At 67.8% G+C, this 17,455-nt stretch carries 14 protein-coding genes; 11 read left to right on the forward strand and 3 right to left on the reverse strand.

Annotated features, from left to right (window positions below; translation table 11 throughout):
* Nucleotides 1-192 precede the first annotated feature (192 nt).
* From ACSU1G_RS08885 to ACSU1G_RS08910, 6 genes are all read left to right on the forward strand, one after another.
* Complete coding sequence (locus ACSU1G_RS08885) at nucleotides 193-876, forward strand: DUF6318 family protein (protein WP_439279565.1); 684 nt, start codon at nucleotides 193-195, stop codon at nucleotides 874-876.
* A gap of 2 nt (nucleotides 877-878) precedes the next feature.
* The gene (locus tag ACSU1G_RS08890; RefSeq protein WP_439279566.1) at nucleotides 879-1,904 is read left to right on the forward strand and encodes a hypothetical protein; all 1,026 of its coding nucleotides are present in this window, start codon (nucleotides 879-881) and stop codon (nucleotides 1,902-1,904) included.
* A gap of 69 nt (nucleotides 1,905-1,973) precedes the next feature.
* A complete protein-coding gene (locus ACSU1G_RS08895; protein WP_439279567.1) occupies nucleotides 1,974-2,798 on the forward strand; it encodes an SOS response-associated peptidase in 825 nt (274 codons plus the stop codon).
* 314 nt (nucleotides 2,799-3,112) lie between these two features.
* Nucleotides 3,113-3,442: a DUF6504 family protein gene (locus ACSU1G_RS08900; protein WP_439279568.1), complete on the forward strand. Its 330-nt coding sequence runs from the start codon at nucleotides 3,113-3,115 to the stop codon at nucleotides 3,440-3,442.
* Nucleotides 3,442-7,305, forward strand: coding sequence for a DNA polymerase III subunit alpha (locus ACSU1G_RS08905; RefSeq protein ID WP_439279569.1), 3,864 nt, complete (start codon nucleotides 3,442-3,444; stop codon nucleotides 7,303-7,305). Before ACSU1G_RS08900 ends, ACSU1G_RS08905 begins: the two co-directional genes overlap by 1 nt.
* 36 nt (nucleotides 7,306-7,341) lie before the next feature.
* A complete protein-coding gene (locus ACSU1G_RS08910) occupies nucleotides 7,342-7,794 on the forward strand; it encodes an SRPBCC family protein (protein WP_439279570.1) in 453 nt (150 codons plus the stop codon).
* A gap of 41 nt (nucleotides 7,795-7,835) precedes the next feature.
* On the opposite strand, the gene ACSU1G_RS08915 is transcribed toward ACSU1G_RS08910, so the two are convergent.
* Nucleotides 7,836-8,537: a dihydrofolate reductase family protein gene (locus ACSU1G_RS08915; protein ID WP_439279571.1), complete on the reverse strand. Its 702-nt coding sequence runs from the start codon at nucleotides 8,535-8,537 to the stop codon at nucleotides 7,836-7,838.
* 279 nt (nucleotides 8,538-8,816) lie between these two features.
* Here ACSU1G_RS08915 and ACSU1G_RS08920 point away from each other — a divergent pair, with 279 nt between their 5' ends.
* Complete coding sequence (locus ACSU1G_RS08920; protein ID WP_439279572.1) at nucleotides 8,817-10,511, forward strand: DUF222 domain-containing protein; 1,695 nt, start codon at nucleotides 8,817-8,819, stop codon at nucleotides 10,509-10,511.
* Between the two features lie 20 nt (nucleotides 10,512-10,531).
* Here the strand turns inward: ACSU1G_RS08920 and ACSU1G_RS08925 are convergent, their stop codons facing one another.
* On the reverse strand, nucleotides 10,532-12,481 hold the full coding sequence (locus ACSU1G_RS08925; RefSeq protein ID WP_439279573.1) for a potassium transporter Kup: 1,950 nt from the start codon (nucleotides 12,479-12,481) through the stop codon (nucleotides 10,532-10,534).
* Nucleotides 12,482-12,664: 183 nt separating this feature from the next.
* On the opposite strand from ACSU1G_RS08925, the gene thrS reads away from it, so the two are divergent.
* Genes thrS through ACSU1G_RS08945 form a run of 4 tightly spaced genes read left to right on the forward strand, consistent with a single transcriptional unit; the run spans nucleotide 12,665 to nucleotide 16,708 of the window.
* Nucleotides 12,665-14,689, forward strand: a complete 2,025-nt coding sequence (gene thrS, locus ACSU1G_RS08930) for a threonine--tRNA ligase (RefSeq protein WP_439279574.1) — start codon at nucleotides 12,665-12,667, stop codon at nucleotides 14,687-14,689.
* A gap of 8 nt (nucleotides 14,690-14,697) precedes the next feature.
* On the forward strand, nucleotides 14,698-15,300 hold the full coding sequence (locus tag ACSU1G_RS08935) for an HIT family protein (RefSeq protein WP_439279944.1): 603 nt from the start codon (nucleotides 14,698-14,700) through the stop codon (nucleotides 15,298-15,300).
* Nucleotides 15,300-15,920: a phosphatidylinositol phosphate synthase gene (gene pgsA, locus ACSU1G_RS08940; protein ID WP_439279575.1), complete on the forward strand. Its 621-nt coding sequence runs from the start codon at nucleotides 15,300-15,302 to the stop codon at nucleotides 15,918-15,920. The genes ACSU1G_RS08935 and pgsA overlap by 1 nt, the downstream gene beginning before the upstream one ends.
* 32 nt (nucleotides 15,921-15,952) lie before the next feature.
* Nucleotides 15,953-16,708, forward strand: a complete 756-nt coding sequence (locus ACSU1G_RS08945) for a GOLPH3/VPS74 family protein (protein ID WP_439279576.1) — start codon at nucleotides 15,953-15,955, stop codon at nucleotides 16,706-16,708.
* Nucleotides 16,709-16,846: 138 nt separating this feature from the next.
* Here the strand turns inward: ACSU1G_RS08945 and ACSU1G_RS08950 are convergent, their stop codons facing one another.
* Nucleotides 16,847-17,428, reverse strand: a complete 582-nt coding sequence (locus tag ACSU1G_RS08950; RefSeq protein ID WP_439279577.1) for an aminoacyl-tRNA deacylase — start codon at nucleotides 17,426-17,428, stop codon at nucleotides 16,847-16,849.
* Nucleotides 17,429-17,455: the final 27 nt, after the last annotated feature.

The raw sequence follows: 17,455 nt of genomic DNA on the forward strand, positions 1-17,455 counted from the left end.
CTGGGGTGATGTGGGAGTGACGTGGGAGTGATGTGGGCCTCGTCAATCTGTGGATAACTGTGACGTGGTTCATGGGGTTCTGCTTAGACTGGGCGGCAGACTCGGGGTGGCGGGAACGGCCCGAGGTGGAGTGCTCGATGGGCCGCAGGAACGGCATGTGCCAGTCTTGCGGTCCCCGAAAGAGGGGGCCACATGGCCGTACTGGTGAATCGTTCTGCCCGATGGGCAACTGTGGCGGTGGTGGCCTCGGTGGGCCTGTTGCTGACCGGATGCTCCGGGGACGGTGGGGATGATGGCCCGACGTCGGCCACCCCCACCGCGAGCGTCTCGCCTTCTGCGTCGCCTTCGGGATCAGCCGGTGGTGACTCCGGTTCGCCGAGCGCATCGGCTTCGGGGAGTTATGAGCCGGCGACGTCTGAGGGGCCGGCCAAGAACGTGCCGGTCCCCGAGATGCCCGAGGCCGTGAAGGAACCGACGGAGGAAGGGCTCGAGGCGGCGGTTGAGTACTGGTGGACCACGAATTTCCATCTGCGCGAAACAGGAGACCCCGCGCCTTTCGCCACCGTTTCATCCGACGATTGCAAACTGTGCGCGAACCAGATCGACCGCTGGGTCAAGGTCTATGGGGACGATGCCTGGATTGCTACTGATTTGGCCTCTGTGAAGTTTCAGTTCACTGACTTCGACGAGGAATCCAGAAAGGGCACAACGGCGTTCTTGGTATCCGAGGCGACCGGAGAGATTTACCTCGAAGGCGGAGAAAAGGTCGAAGAGGCGTCAGGTGATGGGTCGGAGGATCGTCCATGGACTGCCGCGCTTCACTTTGACGAAAGTGTGGGGCATTGGATGATTGACGACATTGGCACGGCGAGTTGACCGTGGTCCTGGACACTTTCAACCGGGCCGCCCTGCTCGTGGTCGCGGTCAGTTCGTTGCTTTTCGGTGGGTTGCTGCTTCCCGATCCTGCTTGGGCCTCGAATGATGATTGCCCCGAGTACATCTGCGGTGCTCTCGACGCCGAGGACGATCAGTTTAACGTCGAAGGTGTTATCCCGCCGGCCCAAGAACAAGAAGACAATCAAACAGAACCGACAGGTGCCTGGGATGCGGTAGGGGCAGGCTTCGAACAGAATTCAGATGGACAGAATGGGGGCGAGATCGATCCTAAAAGGTTGATCTCGATTACTCGTGGATACTGCATGGATATCCAGGGCGTCGCGATGCAGGACTGCCTACAAGCCGAACAGTCGGCATGCACGGAACCGGGCAGTCAGTGGTTGATTCGCCTTCAGTATCGAGCGAATGACCCGGGGGCGCTACAGGAAGTTGGTCGCCAGTTTTGCTCTCAGCCAGACGTAGAGGTGTTCAACGATCCTGCCGCTGGTACGCCGGATGCTCCGCCGATGCCGGTCGTGACACTCTCTGACTTCAGGGCTTTGAATATCGCTCCGTCCCAGATCGAATCGGACTCCGGTGGATTTGGACTGATCCGTGCGAACACGAACTTCTATGCGACGGAGGAGCCGCAGACCCTGAACACCACGATGTTGGACCAGGCGGTGGCGATTCAGGCGGTGCCGGTGCGGTGGACGTGGGGTTACGGGGATGGCTCCGAGCCGTTGAGCAATCCTTTTCCGGGTGGTCCGCAGCGGGAGTTCAACCAGGAGACGACTACCTCGCATGCCTATCAGGACACGGGGGAGTTCCCGGTCAGCCTGACCACGTCCTACCGGGGTCAGTTCTCGGTCAACGGTGGCCCGTGGATCGCGATCCCGGGCACAGCCGAGGTACCCAGCGATCCGGTGACGGCGGATATCTGGCGGTCGAAGTCCAAGAACGTGGCGGAGAACTGTGTGGAGAACCCGGAAGGCTGGGCGTGCGGGGACCCGTTCGTCGAAGACTGACCCCTTCGACCCCATCGACCCCATCGGCCCCATCGACAACATCGACGACGAGAGCGGCAGACTGAACCCATGTGCGGACGGTATGTGATGGCACGGGCCATCGGTGACCTGGTGGCGGACTCCGGGGCGCTGGAGCCTGACGAGGAACTGGTGCTCCCGCCCAACTGGAATGTGGCGCCCACCTCGGATGTCCCGGTGGTGCTGGAACGGGCCGAGCCGGCGTCGGGAACCAAGACTCGCCGGGAGATCCACGTGGCCCGGTGGGGTCTGGTCCCGCCGTGGGCCAAGGACCTGTCCGTGGGATCGCGGGCCTTCAATGCGCGTTCGGAGACTGTCACGGAGAAGCCCACCTTCCGTGCCGCGGTCAAGGCCCGGCGCTGCGCCGTGCCGGTGGACGGCTACTACGAATGGCTCAAGCCGGAGGCCGGCGCGCCGAAGTCGGCGAAGAAGCGCCCCTTCTATATCCACCCCGAGGACGGGTCCCCGATCTACTTCGCGGGACTCTACGAATGGTGGAAGGACGAGTCCGTGCCGGAGCACGACCCGGCCCGATGGCTGCTGAGCTGCACCATCCTCACCGGCGCCTCGCCGGACGCCACAGACGTCGAGGCTGCCCGGGCCGAGGGCGTGGACCAGCCCGGACTCAACGCCCTCGAACAACTCGGAGGACTGCACGATCGGCTCCCGCTGCCGATGGACCGGGACACCCTGGACGCGTGGCTGGAACCGGAGAGGCTCGGCTCGGCAGAAGCCGCTGGCGCTCTGGTGGACCGCGTCCGCCGGCAGGCGTTCCGCACCGCCTCGGGATGGATCCTGGATGAAGTGGGGACCGCCGTCGGCAACGTCCGTCACAACGGACCCGAGCTGATCGAACCGTTGGAAACCCTGCTCTGACCTGTGGTGGAATGTCCGGCTCCGATCTCTCCGGGGCTGGGTGCTTATCGTGTCCGGCACTCTTCGTAGTCTTCTTCTTGGCGTTAGAACACATGTTCTAATACCATGGTGGGGTGCGGCCGGGACTTCCCGTCGGCCGTTCTACTTCCCACCGCCCCGCCGGAGCGCCCCGGCGTCTGTTCTGCCGTTCCTTCCCAGACGGCAGGGCCCGACGCCGGCCCGGGCCGTTCCGGACGAACCTCGCCGGCCGTTCGCCGGAGGGGAGGAGCACGGCATGAGAAGTCACGACGAGAACAGGTCAGGAATCACGTCCCATGGGAATCTTCACTCAATCGGTCACCGTTCGATGCACCACGGCGGGGTCCCCGCAGCACCTGGAATGGAACGGTAGGAACTATGTGCTGGCGGCTGATCCGGTGCGCTGGTATGAGCGGCGCAAGTGGTGGACCGAGGAACAGCGGGCCGAACGGGGCCGCGGTGCCGGACTGGTGGACCACGAGGTCTGGCGGGTCCAGGTCCGGCTGGAGCGGGCCCGCAACGCGCCCCTGCTGACGCTGGACCTCTCCCACCATCTCGACTCCGGCCGATGGCGGCTGGTCCGCGTGCATGACGGCGCCGCCGTACGCCTGCGGGAGAGCGCCTGATGGGTGGTGCCGGAGGCTTTCCACACCTGAACGTGGCCAGCGCCTTCAGCTCCCATTACGGGGTGTCCTGGCCGGCTGAGCTGGCCGCGGCCGCCGCGGCGGACGGTGCGGAGGTGCTGGCCTGCACGGACCGGGATGGGCTGTATGGCACGGCCAAGCACGTGAGCGCCTGCCTCGAGCATGGCCTGGCCCCGGTGCTCGGGGTGGACCTGGCGGTGCGCTGGGGACCTCCCGATGACGGACCGGCCGGCCGGGTGCTGGTGCTGGCCCGCGGGGGAGCCGGCGGCACCGGTTACCGCGCCCTCGTCCGGCTCATCTCGGTCGCGCACGCCCACACCACGGGAGGCGCAGCAGGAGGATCGCCGTACGTCACGGTCGCTGAACTGGCGCAGTGGTCCGCCGGCAGGCACCACGGTGCCCCACCGGAGCTGTTCGTGTTGCTGGGACCGGGATCCGGCGTCGGGCAGCTGATGGCCGCACGCAAGTACACCGCCGGCCGGGCGCTGCTGCGCCGCTGGAAGACGGTCCTGCCCGCGGGATCGCTGCGGGTGGAGGTGGTGTGCCACCTCTCGCCGCCGGGGGAGAAGCTCTCCGCGCCGCACGCCGTGAAGATGTTGCGGGCCGCCCGGGATGTGGGGGTGCCCGCGGTGCTGACCAACGCGGTGCGCTACGCCACCCCGGACGGGGCCGCCACCGCGGACGTCCTGGACGCCGCCCGCGCCCTGAGCTCCCTGGAGGCCCTGAGTGATCTCCAGCCCAACGGGCAGGGGTGGCTGAAGCCGGCCGGGGCCATGCACCAGATCGCCCGGGAGGTCTGCCGCGCCGCGAACGGTGAGGGCAACGGTGCCGAGGGGATCGCCGCCCTGCTGGGGGACACCCAGGCCCTGGCCGAGGCATGCCGGATGGACCCCGAGACGGACCTGGGCTGGGGTCGCCCCACGGTGCCGGAGACCTCCGTGCTGGGGCTGGACCGGGACCCCGTCACCGAGCTGCGGAACCGTTCCCTCGCCGGGGCCGGGGCGCGTTTCCCGGAGCTCTACACGGGGAGCCGCTTCGCGTCCTCACGGGCCGGGCAGGACCTGGAGGCTCGGCTGGAACACGAGCTGGGGATCATCAACCGGCTCGGCTTCGCCAGCTACTTCCTCACCGTGGCAGAGGTGGTGCGGATGATCGAGGGCATGGGGGTGCGCGTCTCAGCACGCGGATCCGGGGCATCCTCGCTGGTCAACCACCTGTTGCGGATCTCCAACGTGGACCCGATGCGGCACGAGCTGATCTTCGAGCGGTTCCTCTCGAACGACCGCTCGACCCTGCCGGACATCGACATCGATGTGGAATCGGCGCGCCGGCACGACGTCTACCACGCGATGTTCGCCCGGTTCGGGTCCGAGCGCACCACGCTGATGAGCATGCAGAACGGCTACCGGGCGCGCGGCGCGGTCCGGGATGCGGGCATGGCGCTGGGCATGGAACCCGAGCGGGTGGACACGATCGCCAAGCAGCTGTGGCGGTTCTCCGCCTCGAGCTTCCGTGAGGCCATGGACCGGATGCCGGAGCTGCGCGGCTTCGCCGATCAGGTCGCCTCCGGGCGGGCCGCCGGGCAGCAGCAGCTGGACCTGCTCGTGGACCTCACCGAGCGGCTGGACCGGCTGCCGCGGCACATCGCCATGCACCCCTGCGGGGTGATCCTCGGGGACGCCACCCTGCTGGACCGCACCCCCGTGCAGCCCTCCGGGATCGGGCTACCGATGAGTCAGTTCGACAAGCACGACATGGACCCGATGGGCCTGCTCAAGCTGGACGTGCTCGGGGTGCGTATGCAGTCGACCATCGCCTACACGCTTCAGGAGATCGAGCGGACCACGGGGCGGCGGGTGGACCTGGAACAGGTGCCCTTCGATGACGAGCCGACCTTCGAGATGATCCGCACCACCCACACCCTGGGGCTCTTCCAGATCGAGTCCCCGGGGCAGCGGGAGCTGATCGGGAAGATGGCCCCCACCGAGTTCAACGACCTCATCATCGACATCTCCCTGTTCCGCCCCGGCCCCATGCAATCGGACATGGTGCGGCCCTTCCTGGAGCAGCGGCACGGCTTCTCCGAGGCGAGATACCCCCACCGGAGCCTGGAACCCGTGCTCGCCGAGACGCACGGGGTCACGGTCTTCCACGAGCAGGTGCTGCGGACCTTCCACGTGATGACCGGGTGCGGGCTGGCGAAGGCGGATGAGTTCCGCCGCCAGATCGGCGGACCGCAGGAACACGTGGTGGAGGAGTTCTTCCGGGCCGAGGCACTGCGGCGGGAGTATCCGCTGAAGGTCATCGACGAGGTCTGGGGAACCCTGCACGCCTTCGGCTCCTTCGGCTTCTGCAAGGCCCACGGCGCCGCCTTCGCCGTGCCCACCTACCACTCGGCCTGGCTCAAGACCCACCACCCCGAGGCCTTCCTGGCCGGCATCTTCGAACACGACCCCGGCATGTACCCGCGCCGGCTGATGATCGCCGAGGCCCGCCGCATGGGCATCCCCGTGCTCCCGGTGGACGTCAACGCCTCCACCGGGACCTTCCGGCTCGAGTGGGTGCCCGCGCACCCGGAGCTGAACGGGAAGAGGCCCGACGCCGGCCCGGCGGCTGCCGCTGGAACCGCACCTTCCGCTGGGAGCCGGGGGGCCGACGTCGTGCCCGGAGGTGGGCGTTCTGCTCACCGTCCGCCCGGCCGCTGGGGGATCCGGCTCGCACTGAACGCACTGTCCGGGCTGAGCGAGGCGGAGATCACCCGACTCGTGGCGGGGCAGCCGTACGCCTCGCTGGCCGACGTGCGGGACCGGGCGCGGCCGAGCCGGCGGAACCTCGAACGGCTGGCGCAGCTCGGCGCCCTGGACTGCCTGCTGCCGCCGGGTGGGGCCTCGCGCACTGACCTGGTGCACCACCTGGAACTGCAACACGGTGGGGACGCCGAAGGGCTCTCGGGGCGGCGGAAGCGTCCCGGGCGCCGGCAGGTGGACGGCCAGCTCTCCCTCCAACTGCCGGACACCGAGGCGGCGGCGATCGTGCCGATGTTCCCGGACCCGAGCCGGGACCAGCAGGTGCGCACCGAGCTCGACCTCACCGCGATGGACCTGAGCGCCCACCTGATGGAGTCGCACCGGCCGTATCTGGACGCACTCGGGGTGACGGCGGCGGAGGACCTGCTCTCGTTGCGGTCGCAGTCGCGGGTGCTCGTGGCCGGGGTACGGGTGGCCACGCAGACCCCGCCGATGCGCAGCGGCAAGCGCGTGGTGTTCATCTCCGTGGACGACGGCACCGGTTGCGTGGACGCCTCCTTCTTCACGGAGGCCCAGCACGAGACCGGGGAGATGCTGTTCTCCTCCCGGCTGATGCTGATCGAGGGCACCACCCGCCGCACCGGGCCGAAGGCCGTCAGTCTGCAGGCCATCCGGGCGTGGGACCTGCACCGGCCGGAGTCCCTGCCGGATCCGGACTACCTGGATGCCAGCCGGGACCAGTGGCGGGCCTGGCTGCGCAGAGACCGGAACCGGACCACCGGGCAGCCGGCTCCGGTGCCATGGGGATCCGCTGCCTCGTCGGCGGCCCAGCAGCAGGACACCGGCGGAACGCGAAGGACGGTGGAGCGCGACGCCGGCACCCGGGTCCCTGACATCCCGCACCATGACACCGGGGCCTGGCCCGTCAAGGTCCGCGGACCGGTGGGGGTGCCCGCCGGAGCCTCGGCCACGGGCGGGAACAGGTCGGCCGGGGTCTATCAGGCATCGCACGCGGCCGCGTCGATCCACCGCCCCGTCCCGGTGCCACACCCGGAGACCTGGGAGCTGCTGCCGACGCCGGAGGACTGGGCTGACTGAACGCTGTGCTGTGCCCTGCTGTGCGACGATCGTTGCATGACGAGCACCTTCACGGTGGAGACGATCTCGTTCCATCCCGTGGAGCGACTCTTCGAGGTCTCCCTCAACATCGATGAGCATCTGGGGTCGATGGCCGACTCCGGTGAACGGGCCATCGGCGGCGTGACCACGGGGGCCATTCAGCTCGGAGAGACGGTCACCTGGCGGGCCCGGCACTTCGGGGTCTGGTTCACCATGACCTCGCAGATCACCGAACACGAGTGGCCCCGCCGTTTCGTCGACGAGCAGATCGCCGGCCCCTTCAGATCCTTTCGCCACGTGCACGAATACCGGACGGTGGGCCGGACTGCGGTGATGACGGATACGATCACCCTGGCCTCACCCGTGTTCGGTCGACTGGCCGAGAAGCTGGTGCTGGTGCCCTATCTGCGGCGTCTCATCCGGCAGCGCAACCGGCATCTACTCGCTGTACTCGACGCCCACGGATGACCGGCCCCATGGGGCGACCTCCGGGACGTTGTCGCAGGTCGTCACCGCCAGAAGAAGTGGTGCTCCACCCCACTGGGACTGAGGACGCTCTCGTGAAGATACCGATCCTCGAGATCGGCGGGGGAGTCCCACAACCGCAGTCCTGAACCGACGTCATGGGGTGCCACGGCGATGTGCAGCTCGTCCACGAGATCGGCCTCGATGAACTCCAGCACCGTGGTGACGCCGCCGCCGAGCCGGACATCCTTGCCGTCGGCTGCCTGGTGCGCGATCCTGAGCGCCTCCGGTGGGGTGGCCTCGAGGAAGTGGAACGTGGTGTCGCCGAGGGAGAATGACGGCCGGTTGTGGTGCGTGAGAACGAACACCGGAGTGTGGAACGGCGGATCCTCGCCCCACCACCCCAACCAGTCCTCATCCTCCCAAGGGCCGCGGTAGGGGCTGAACTTGTGGCTGCCCATGATCTCGGCGCCGATGTTGTGGCTGAAATCTCGCACGATGTGGTCGTCTAGGCCGCGCGTACCGCCGGGATCGCTGCGGTTGGGCCAGCTGGCGGTGGCAACGACCCATGCCGTCAGCGGACCCGGATCAACATGACCGAAGGGACGCTCCAGGCTCTGATCCTCCCCGGCCGCGACGCCGTCCCGCGAGACGCAGAAGTTCTGGACCTTGAGCCGTTGGGGTCTGGGCGCGTGGCTGGCTGCGTGGCCGGATGCGGTGCTGGAACCATTCGTGGAGGAGGACATGGGCGCTTTCCTGACGTCGAGGACACCGGTAGCCGCCGCGCCGAGAGGCGTCGGATCCTGTGCGATCACCCGAGTGTAGGAACCCCGACTCCGGCGCGCCAGATCCACGGTGCGCTCGCCGTGGCATGCGTGTGGGTGGGAGCTGAGTCCTCCACAGGGGACTCCTCCCGGCGAGTCGCCCACCTCCAACCCGATGCGCTCTTATCTCGTCTGACCCCCGTGTTCGAATATCAGTACTAGAAAAAACGTTGGGGCGGGAACCAGCGGGAGGTGGGCGCAGTGACAGAATCCATGCCGGACGACGTCGGCGCCCTGGCAGTCCCAGACCTCCTCGCCCTGTCGCTCTCGCTGGCCGCGGAGCTGACGCAGCGATTGTCCTCACCGGACTTCCTGGACGATCTGCCACGGTTTCCGCACGGCCCGCAGCGTGACCGCTCCGCGGAGTGGGGCCTCTATGCCGACGACCGTGCAGACGACCGAGACCCTGGTTTGAACCAGACACCAGACGTTCCCCAGGGAGTCCTGCCGGAGATCACCAGGGCCGTCGAACGGCTGGCCCGCGCCATCGACGCCTCGAGGACCGCGCTGGCGGGGCATGTCGACCGGGTCTTCGAGCTGCCGGACCAGCGCCGAGAGATCCTGGGAATCCCCGAGGGTAAGACTGCCTTTCGCCATGCTCCGGACTACCTCCGTGAACACCTGCTGATCGATCGGAGAGAGGCCAAGCGACGGGTGGAACGGTCCGGGCACGTCATGGCGACCCGTACCGTGGACCAGGCACAGGTCCTCCCACCCCGGATGCCGGTGCTGGCCGATTCCGTGCGTCAGGCTGAGATCGACACCTCTGCGGCTGACCTCATCGCCTCCACGCTGAGCACCGCCCGGCGGGAGGCGGCCCTGGCCGATGCGCCCCCGGAGATCGTCGACGAACAGCTGGTGGCCGGAGAGCGACTCCTGGTGACCTACGCCCGGGACGTCGACCCGGAGACGTTGTCGAAGATCTGCGCCCATTGGCGGCAGCGGTTCGACGCGCTGGTCGATCCCGATGGCCGCGAACCGACCGACGCCGAACTCCATGCAGCGCAGGGGCTCTTCTATCGAGGGCGGAAGCGGGGTCACGGTCTGCACCGGTGGGAGATCCTGGCCGCCGATGGGCAGCACGAGATCCTGCAGACCGTCGCCGCCGCCGCCTCGAATCCCCGGGCTTCCGGTCCGGAGTGTACGACGACCGATGCCGTGGACACCGCTGATCCGAACGCCGCTGATCTGAATGCCGCTGATCTGAATGCCGCTGATCTGAACGCCGTGGATCCAGCCACAGCGGGCGCAGACACCAGGGAGCTGCAGATGCTGGACCCCCGCAGTACGGGGCAGAAACAACTGGACGGCCTCGTGAGCGCCCTGACCGGGGCCCTCTCCCTGGCCGATCTCTCCGACCTGCCGGCCAGCGGTGGCTCCCGGCCGCAGGTGCTCGTCACGATCGACTACGACTCGCTACTCGGCCGCGTGCACCAGAGCCACGCAGTAGACACGATACTGTCCCAGGCGGCCTACGCCGGGACCATCCAGCCACGGCTCATCCGGCAGTGGGCCTGCGATGCGGATCTGATCCCGGTGGTCCTGGGCGGAGACGGGCAGGTCCTGGACATCGGCCGGGCGCAACGGATCTTCCCCCGCAGGCTCCGGCAGGCACTGGTGGCACGTGACGGTGGATGTGCAGCACCGAACTGCTCCATCCCAGCGCCGTGGTGCGAGGCCCACCACATCGACCATTGGGAGCATGGGGGACCGACCTCGGTGGAGAACGGAGTCCTGTTGTGCTCCCACCATCACCATGCAGTCCATGCCGATGCTTGGGAGATCTCTGTCCGCAACGGCGTCCCCTGGTTCATCCCGGCCCCGTATCTGGACACCACCCGGCGTGCTCGGCGGAACAGGTACCGGCGCAGTGGGACCGAAGACCCACCGGATTGATGCCCGCGTCAAGCCGCCTCTCAGGACGGCAGCTCCGAACCCATGACCACCGTGCGGGTGGGGGGCAGGTGGAACACCTCGGTGCGGTCGGCCTGGTTGCGCTCCAGGGCCAGGAACAACCGCTGTCCCCAACTGCGGAACGGATGTGTGTGGGGCGGCAAAAGGGCCAGGATCGAGATGAAATAGTGTGCCGAATCCAGGTCCAGGTCCAGTTCCGGGCCGTGTCCAGAAGTCAGGGCCAGGTTCCGCGGGATGTCCTGCGCGTCCAGGAACCCCACGGTGACGGTCACGTGGACGATTCCATCGGCCGTCGAACCCAGATGGCGCACCTGGATCCGTTGGCCCGGACGTACATGCGGGACTCCTGCGGCAACGACCCGGACGATGACCACCCGCTCATGCAACACCCCGAAACTCTCCACACAGCGCAACAACGCCAGCGGGGTGGTGTCAAGAAAGGGATGCGGGAAGACTGCCACCCCTGGGATTCGTCGTAAGTCCTGCACCGTGGCGATGAACTCCCGCAGCTCGCCCTCCATCCGGCGGCGCGCCTCCACCATGCGCTGGCGTCCGCGGTGCCAGGTCACCATGACGGTCAGGACCAGAGCGGCAAGAAGCAGCGGGATCCAGCCGCCCGACAGGATCTTGGTGGAGTTCGCCGCCAGCAACACCACCTCCAGGAGGCCGATCACCGTCACATAGGCTCCCACCGCCCACCAGGGCCACCGCCAGATGGAGTAGGCGAAGACCAGGAAGATCACGGACTCGAGCAGCAGGGTCCCGGTGACCGCCAGGCCGTAGGCGTTGGCCAGTTCGGCGGAGGAGCCGAAGGCCAACACCAGGACCATGACGCCGGTGAACAGCACCCCGTTGACGGTCGGCAGGTAGACCTGTCCCTCCTCCCGCGAGGTATGCCGCACCACGAGCCGGGGGAGCAGCCCCAGTCGGATGGCCTGGACTGTCACAGAGAATGCTCCGGAGATGACGGCTTGGGAGGCGATGACTGTGGCCAGCGTGGCCAGGATGACCAGCGGTAGCTGCAGTACCGGGGGCGCCAGGTGGAAGAACGGGTTGCCCGCTGTATCGGGTGCGGAGATGACCGCGGCTCCCTGGCCCAGGTAGACGATGGCCAAGGCCGGCATCGCCACCGTCAGCCAGGCCCGCCGCACCGCTTTCGCGCCGAAGTGTCCGAGGTCCGCATAGAGAGCTTCTGCACCCGTCACTGTGAGGACGATCGCGCCCATCAGCACGAAGGCCGGCAAGGGCTGGCGCAGCACCAGCTCGATGGCCCAGTGCGGGGACAGGCTTCCCAGTATTTGGGGGTGGGCGATGATCTGCGGTAGCCCCATGATCGCCATGACCGCGAGCCAGAGCAGCATGACGGGTCCGAAGGCCCGGCTGACCCGCCCGGTCCCGACCGGCTGGAGGAGGAACAACAAGGCCAGGATCAGCGCCGAGACTGGCACCACCGCGTGTCCCAGTTCCGGTGAGACCACGGAGAGACCCTCGACCGCGCTCATGACCGAGATGGCCGGGGTGATCACCGAGTCTCCGTAGAAGAGGGCGGCACCCAGCATGCCCAGCACGGTGAGTACCGCCATCCTGCGGCGTCCGGTCATTCGCCGCTGCAGCAGAGCCAGCAGTGCCAGGATCCCACCCTCACCGCCGTTGTCCGCCCGAATGACCAGGACCACGTACTTGACGGTCACGATGAGTGTGATCGTCCACAGCACCATCGAGATGACGCCATAGATCTCGTGCGAAGAGAGGCCCACGGCGTTGTGATCCATGCTGAACGCCGTATGCAGCGCGTACAGGGGGCTGGTGCCGATATCCCCGAAGACCACCCCGAGGGCACCCAATGTGGCCAGTCGACCTCCGGAGGAGCGATTTCTCGAGCTGTGGTTTCCAGGCCGGCGCTTTCCCGACCCGAGCGACCCGGCTCCGCCCAGCGGACGCGATGCAGTCATACGGGTATTGTGCACCCGCCACAGCCTCCACGGTCAGGTCAGGATCCCTGCCGATGGAACGGCCGGCGATCGCCCACGGGCCGAACAGAGCGCAGGGGCAACACTGGCCTAGAATGGCCGGTGGCTGGCGGTGGCCACCGTATGCCACCAGCTCAGAAGCCCTACCCGAGGAGGAACCGGACCGTGTCCGAGGCGTCGCAGAACGAACTCATCACCATCACCGTCAACGCGGAACAGCGGGAGGTGTCCTCGGGAACCACCGGTACGGAGCTCTTCGCCGAGAAGAGGACCACCGTCGTGATGCGCGTGGACGGCGAGCTGCAGGACTTGAGCCGGCAGATCCCGGCCGGGGCCGACGTCGTGGGCGTTGAGATCTCCGAAGCGGATGGACTGAACGTCCTGCGCCACTCCACCGCACACGTGATGGCCCAGGCAGTGCAGCAGCTGCGCCCGGACGCCAAGCTGGGCATCGGCCCGTACATCACGGACGGCTTCTACTTCGATTTCGACGTGGAGGAGCCGTTCACCCCCGAAGACCTCAAGACGCTTGAGAAGATGATGCTCAAGATCGTCAACTCGAACCAGACCTTCTCCCGCCGGGTCGTCACCGAGGACGAGGCCCGCCAGGCGATGGCGGACGAACCCTACAAGCTGGAACTCCTCGGCAAGCAGAACGACGCCGACGCCGTGGGCGAGGGCGCCAACATCGAGGTGGGCGCCGGTGAGATCACCATCTATGACAACGTGGACCGCAAGTCCGGGGACACGGTCTGGTGCGACCTCTGCCGCGGACCCCACCTGCCGAACACCAAGCTGATCTCCAACGCCTTCGCCCTGACCCGCTCGGCCGCTGCGTATTGGCTGGGCAACGAGAACAACCGGCAGCTGCAGCGCATCTACGGGACGGCCTGGCCCACCAAGGACGACCTCAAGGCCTACCAGGAGCGGCTGGCCGAGGCCGAGCGGCGGGATCACCGCCGACTCGGCGCCGAACTGGACCTGTTCTCCTTCCCGGACGAGCTCGGCTCCGGCCTGCCCGTGTTCCACCCCCGCGGCGGCATCATCCGCAAGGAGATGGAGGACTACTCCCGCCAGCGTCACACCGAGGCCGGCTATGAGTTCGTCTACACCCCGCACATCACCAAGCAGCACCTCTACGAGATCTCCGGGCACCTCGACTGGTATGCGGACGGTATGTTCCCGCCCATGCAGATCGACGAGCAGCGCGACCCGATCACCGGCGAGATCACCAAGCAGGGGCAGAACTACTACCTCAAGCCCATGAACTGCCCCATGCACAACCTGATCTTCGCCTCGCGTGGCCGCTCCTACCGGGAGCTGCCGCTGCGCCTGTTCGAGTTCGGGCAGGTCTACCGGTACGAGAAGTCCGGCGTGGTCCACGGCCTGACCCGGGTGCGCGGCATGACGCAGGATGATGCCCACATCTACTGCACCAAGGAGCAGATGAAGGAGGAGCTGACCAGCACACTCACCTTCGTGTTGGACCTGCTCAAGGACTACGGCCTCAACGACTTCTACCTGGAGCTCTCCACCAAGGACCCGGAGAAGTACGTGGGGGAGGACGACGTGTGGGAGGAGGCGACCCGCACGCTCGAGGAGGTCGCCACCGCCTCCGGGCTGGACCTCGTGCCGGATCCGGGTGGAGCGGCGTTCTACGGCCCCAAGATCTCCGTCCAGGCCAAGGACGCGATCGGCCGGACGTGGCAGATGTCCACAATCCAGCTGGACTTCAACCTGCCCGAGCGGTTCGACCTCGAATACCAGGCCGCCGATGGCACCCGGCAGCGACCGGTGATGATCCACCGGGCCCTGTTCGGCTCCATCGAGCGCTTCCTCGGCGTGCTCACCGAGCACTACGCCGGCGCGTTCCCCGCCTGGCTGGCCCCGGAGCAGGTCGTGGCGATCCCGGTGGCGGAGGCCTTCAACGACTATCTGGGGGAGGTGGTCGCCCAGCTCAAGGCACAGGGCATCCGCGCCCGCCTCGACGACGGCTCGGACCGGTTCCCGAAGAAGATCCGCACGGCCTCCAAGGAGAAGGTGCCCTTTGTGCTCATCGCCGGTGGCGAGGACGCCGAGGCCGGCGCCGTGTCCTTCCGCTTCCGCGATGGCAGCCAGGACAACGGCGTGCCGGTCGCGGACGCGGTGGACCGGATCGTGCAGGCCGTGAGGAATCGGGAGACCCAGTGACCTCGGGGATGGCGTCGGGGCCGGAGGGATGGCCCGACGACGGACCGGTCACCGACGACTTCCAGCTCGCCGGGACGCCGGACGGCTTCCAGCGGCTGTGGAACCCGCACCGGATGGCTTACGTCCGCGGTGGGCAGGACCAGGTCAGCGGAGAGTCGACGTGTCCGTTCTGTGCCGCGCCCGAGCGTCCGGACGAACAGTCGCTGATCGTGGCCCGGGGTGAGACGGCGTACGTGTTGTGCAACCTCTACCCGTACAACGCCGGCCACCTGCTGGTCTGTCCCTACCGTCACGTACCCGATTACACGGACCTGACCCTGGCGGAGACGTCGGAGCTGGCCCGGATGTCCCAGATCGCGATGATCGCTCTGCGGGCCACCGCCCGGGCCACCGGTTTCAACCTGGGCATGAACCAGGGCAAGACGGGCGGTGCCGGGATCGCGGCGCACCTGCACCAGCACATCGTGCCGCGGTGGGGTGGGGACGGGAACTTCCTGCCGATCATCGCGGAGACCAAGAACATCACGGTCACCCTGGACACCGTACGTTCCGCCGTGTCCGGAGCCTGGTCAGAGGCCGAGGCCGAGTTCGACGCCCGGCAGGGCGGCTGATGCTCAACCGCTATGCCCGGGCCCTGTTCGCCCGGATCTTCACACCGGTGGCCAGGTTCCTGCTGGCGCGCGGCGTGTCGGCGGACGCCGTGACGATCGTGGGGACGCTCGGGGTCAGCCTCGGGGCGCTCGTGCTGTTCCCGATGGGCGAGCTGTTCTGGGGCACCATGGTCATCACCCTGTTCGTGTTCTCGGACGTCCTGGACGGGGTGATGGCGCGGCTCTCCGGGACCACCGGACGGTGGGGGAACTTCCTGGACTCCACGCTGGACCGTGTCCAGGACGCAGCCGTCTTCCTGGGGCTGATGCTGTGGTTCTTCGGTGCCGGCGATTTCTGGATCGCCGGGGTGGCGGCCGGTGTCAGCCTGGCGCTGGGCATGCTGGTGTCCTACGTCCGGGCCAAGGCCGAGTCCCTGGGATTCGAGGCCAACACCGGGATCGCCGAACGGGCCGAACGGCTCGTGTCCACGCTCGTGTTGGCCGGGCTCACCGGTCTGGGCCTGGACCCGTGGTTCCTGGCCGTCGTCCTGATGCTGCTGACGGTGGCCTCCGCCATCACCGTGGGCCAGCGCATGGGGACGGTGTACCGGCAGAGCAGGGTCCAACCACCCAGCTCCTGACCTGGCATGGAACTCTGGGTCACAATGGGACTATGAGCGAGCCCATCACCGGCAGCGACGAAGCTGTCATCGACCGTCCCCTGAACATCCCCGAGTACTTCCTCCTGCTCTGCCTGGACGAGAAGAAGGGGCGGCTGTTGCTGGACGGGCCGACCGTCGGCATGGGGATCGCCGGGGCCGCGATCACCGAGTTGGCGCGCCGTGGACGACTCGAGGTGACGGGGACCACCGTGCGCTCGATCGAGCACCCGGAGCAGGTCTTCGCCGCGGACCCCAACCCGCCCGCCTGGGCCAGCGCCACCGATCTGGAATGGCCGTTGGAGCAGGTCTGGGACATCATCAATGCCTTCACCCGCCACCGGGATGCCGAGCAGTGGATCAACCGCTTCTCCCGCCAATCACTGCGTGATGCGGTCGCTGCCTCGCTGGTCAAGCGCCGGATCGTGGAGGAGGGGGAGAGCACCGTGCTCTGGATCTTCCACCGCACCCGCTATGTGGAACGGGACCACCACGTCGAACAGGAGCTGCGGGAACGGATCCGAGCCGTGCTGATGGAGGGACTCCCGGCCGACGACCTCACCTGGCCGCTCATCTCCCTGTTGCGCACCACGAGGCTGTTGCACCGGCTCTTCCCCGACGTGGACAAGGCCAAGGTCCGTGCCGCCGCGCTGACCCCCGCAGGCAGCGCCGCCACCCGGCAATCCATGGCGGAGGCCCTGCTGGCCACGGAGAATGCGGTGGCTGAGGCGCTGACCGCCACCACGGGGGGCGCCTCCGCGCTCGACTGAAGGACCGATGGGGGGATCGGCCGACGGATTGGCCGACGGATCGTCCGAGGGATCGGCCGGGCGCATTCTGGTGTCGGTTCCCGGGTGTCAGATCCTGGGCGTCAGATCCCGGGCGTCAGCTGGATGTCAGATGCCGGGTCAGGACGTCGCGATGTCCGCGACCACGGCATCGAGGACCCGGACCAGGTCCGTGGCGCTCAGCCGGAGGTCCAGCCCGCGTCGTCCCCCGGAGACCAGGAGGTCCGGGAGGGCCAGGGCGGAGGAGTCCACCACCACGGGGGGGCGCTGCCGCTGGCCCAGCGGCGAGATCCCACCGACCACATAGCCGGTGCGCCTCTCCGCCAGCGCCGGATCCGCCATCGCGACCTTCTTCACGCCCAGTGCCGCGGCCAGGGACTTGAGGTCGAGGCTGCCCGCGACGGGGACCACCCCCGCCGCCAGGGAGCCGTCCGGCAGCTGCACCATCAGCGTCTTGAACACGCGCCCGGGATCCTCCCCGAGCGCCGCAGCGGCCTGGAGACCGTAGCCGGCACGGGGACCCACACCGGGCCTCGCTCCCGCAGCCGCCTCCGGCGCGGACTCCTGCACCTCGAACTCCCGCACCTCGAAGGCGACGCCGGCCCGGCGTAGGGCGGTGAGGGCCGGCGTCCCTGTGGTGGCTCGGGCGGTCGGTCGGGTGGTGAGCGGGACGGTCGCTCGGGTGGTCGGTCTGCGGGCCATGGTGGGACGTCTCGAACGACCAGCGGT

This window comes from Microbacterium sp. A93 (genome assembly GCF_051842835.1).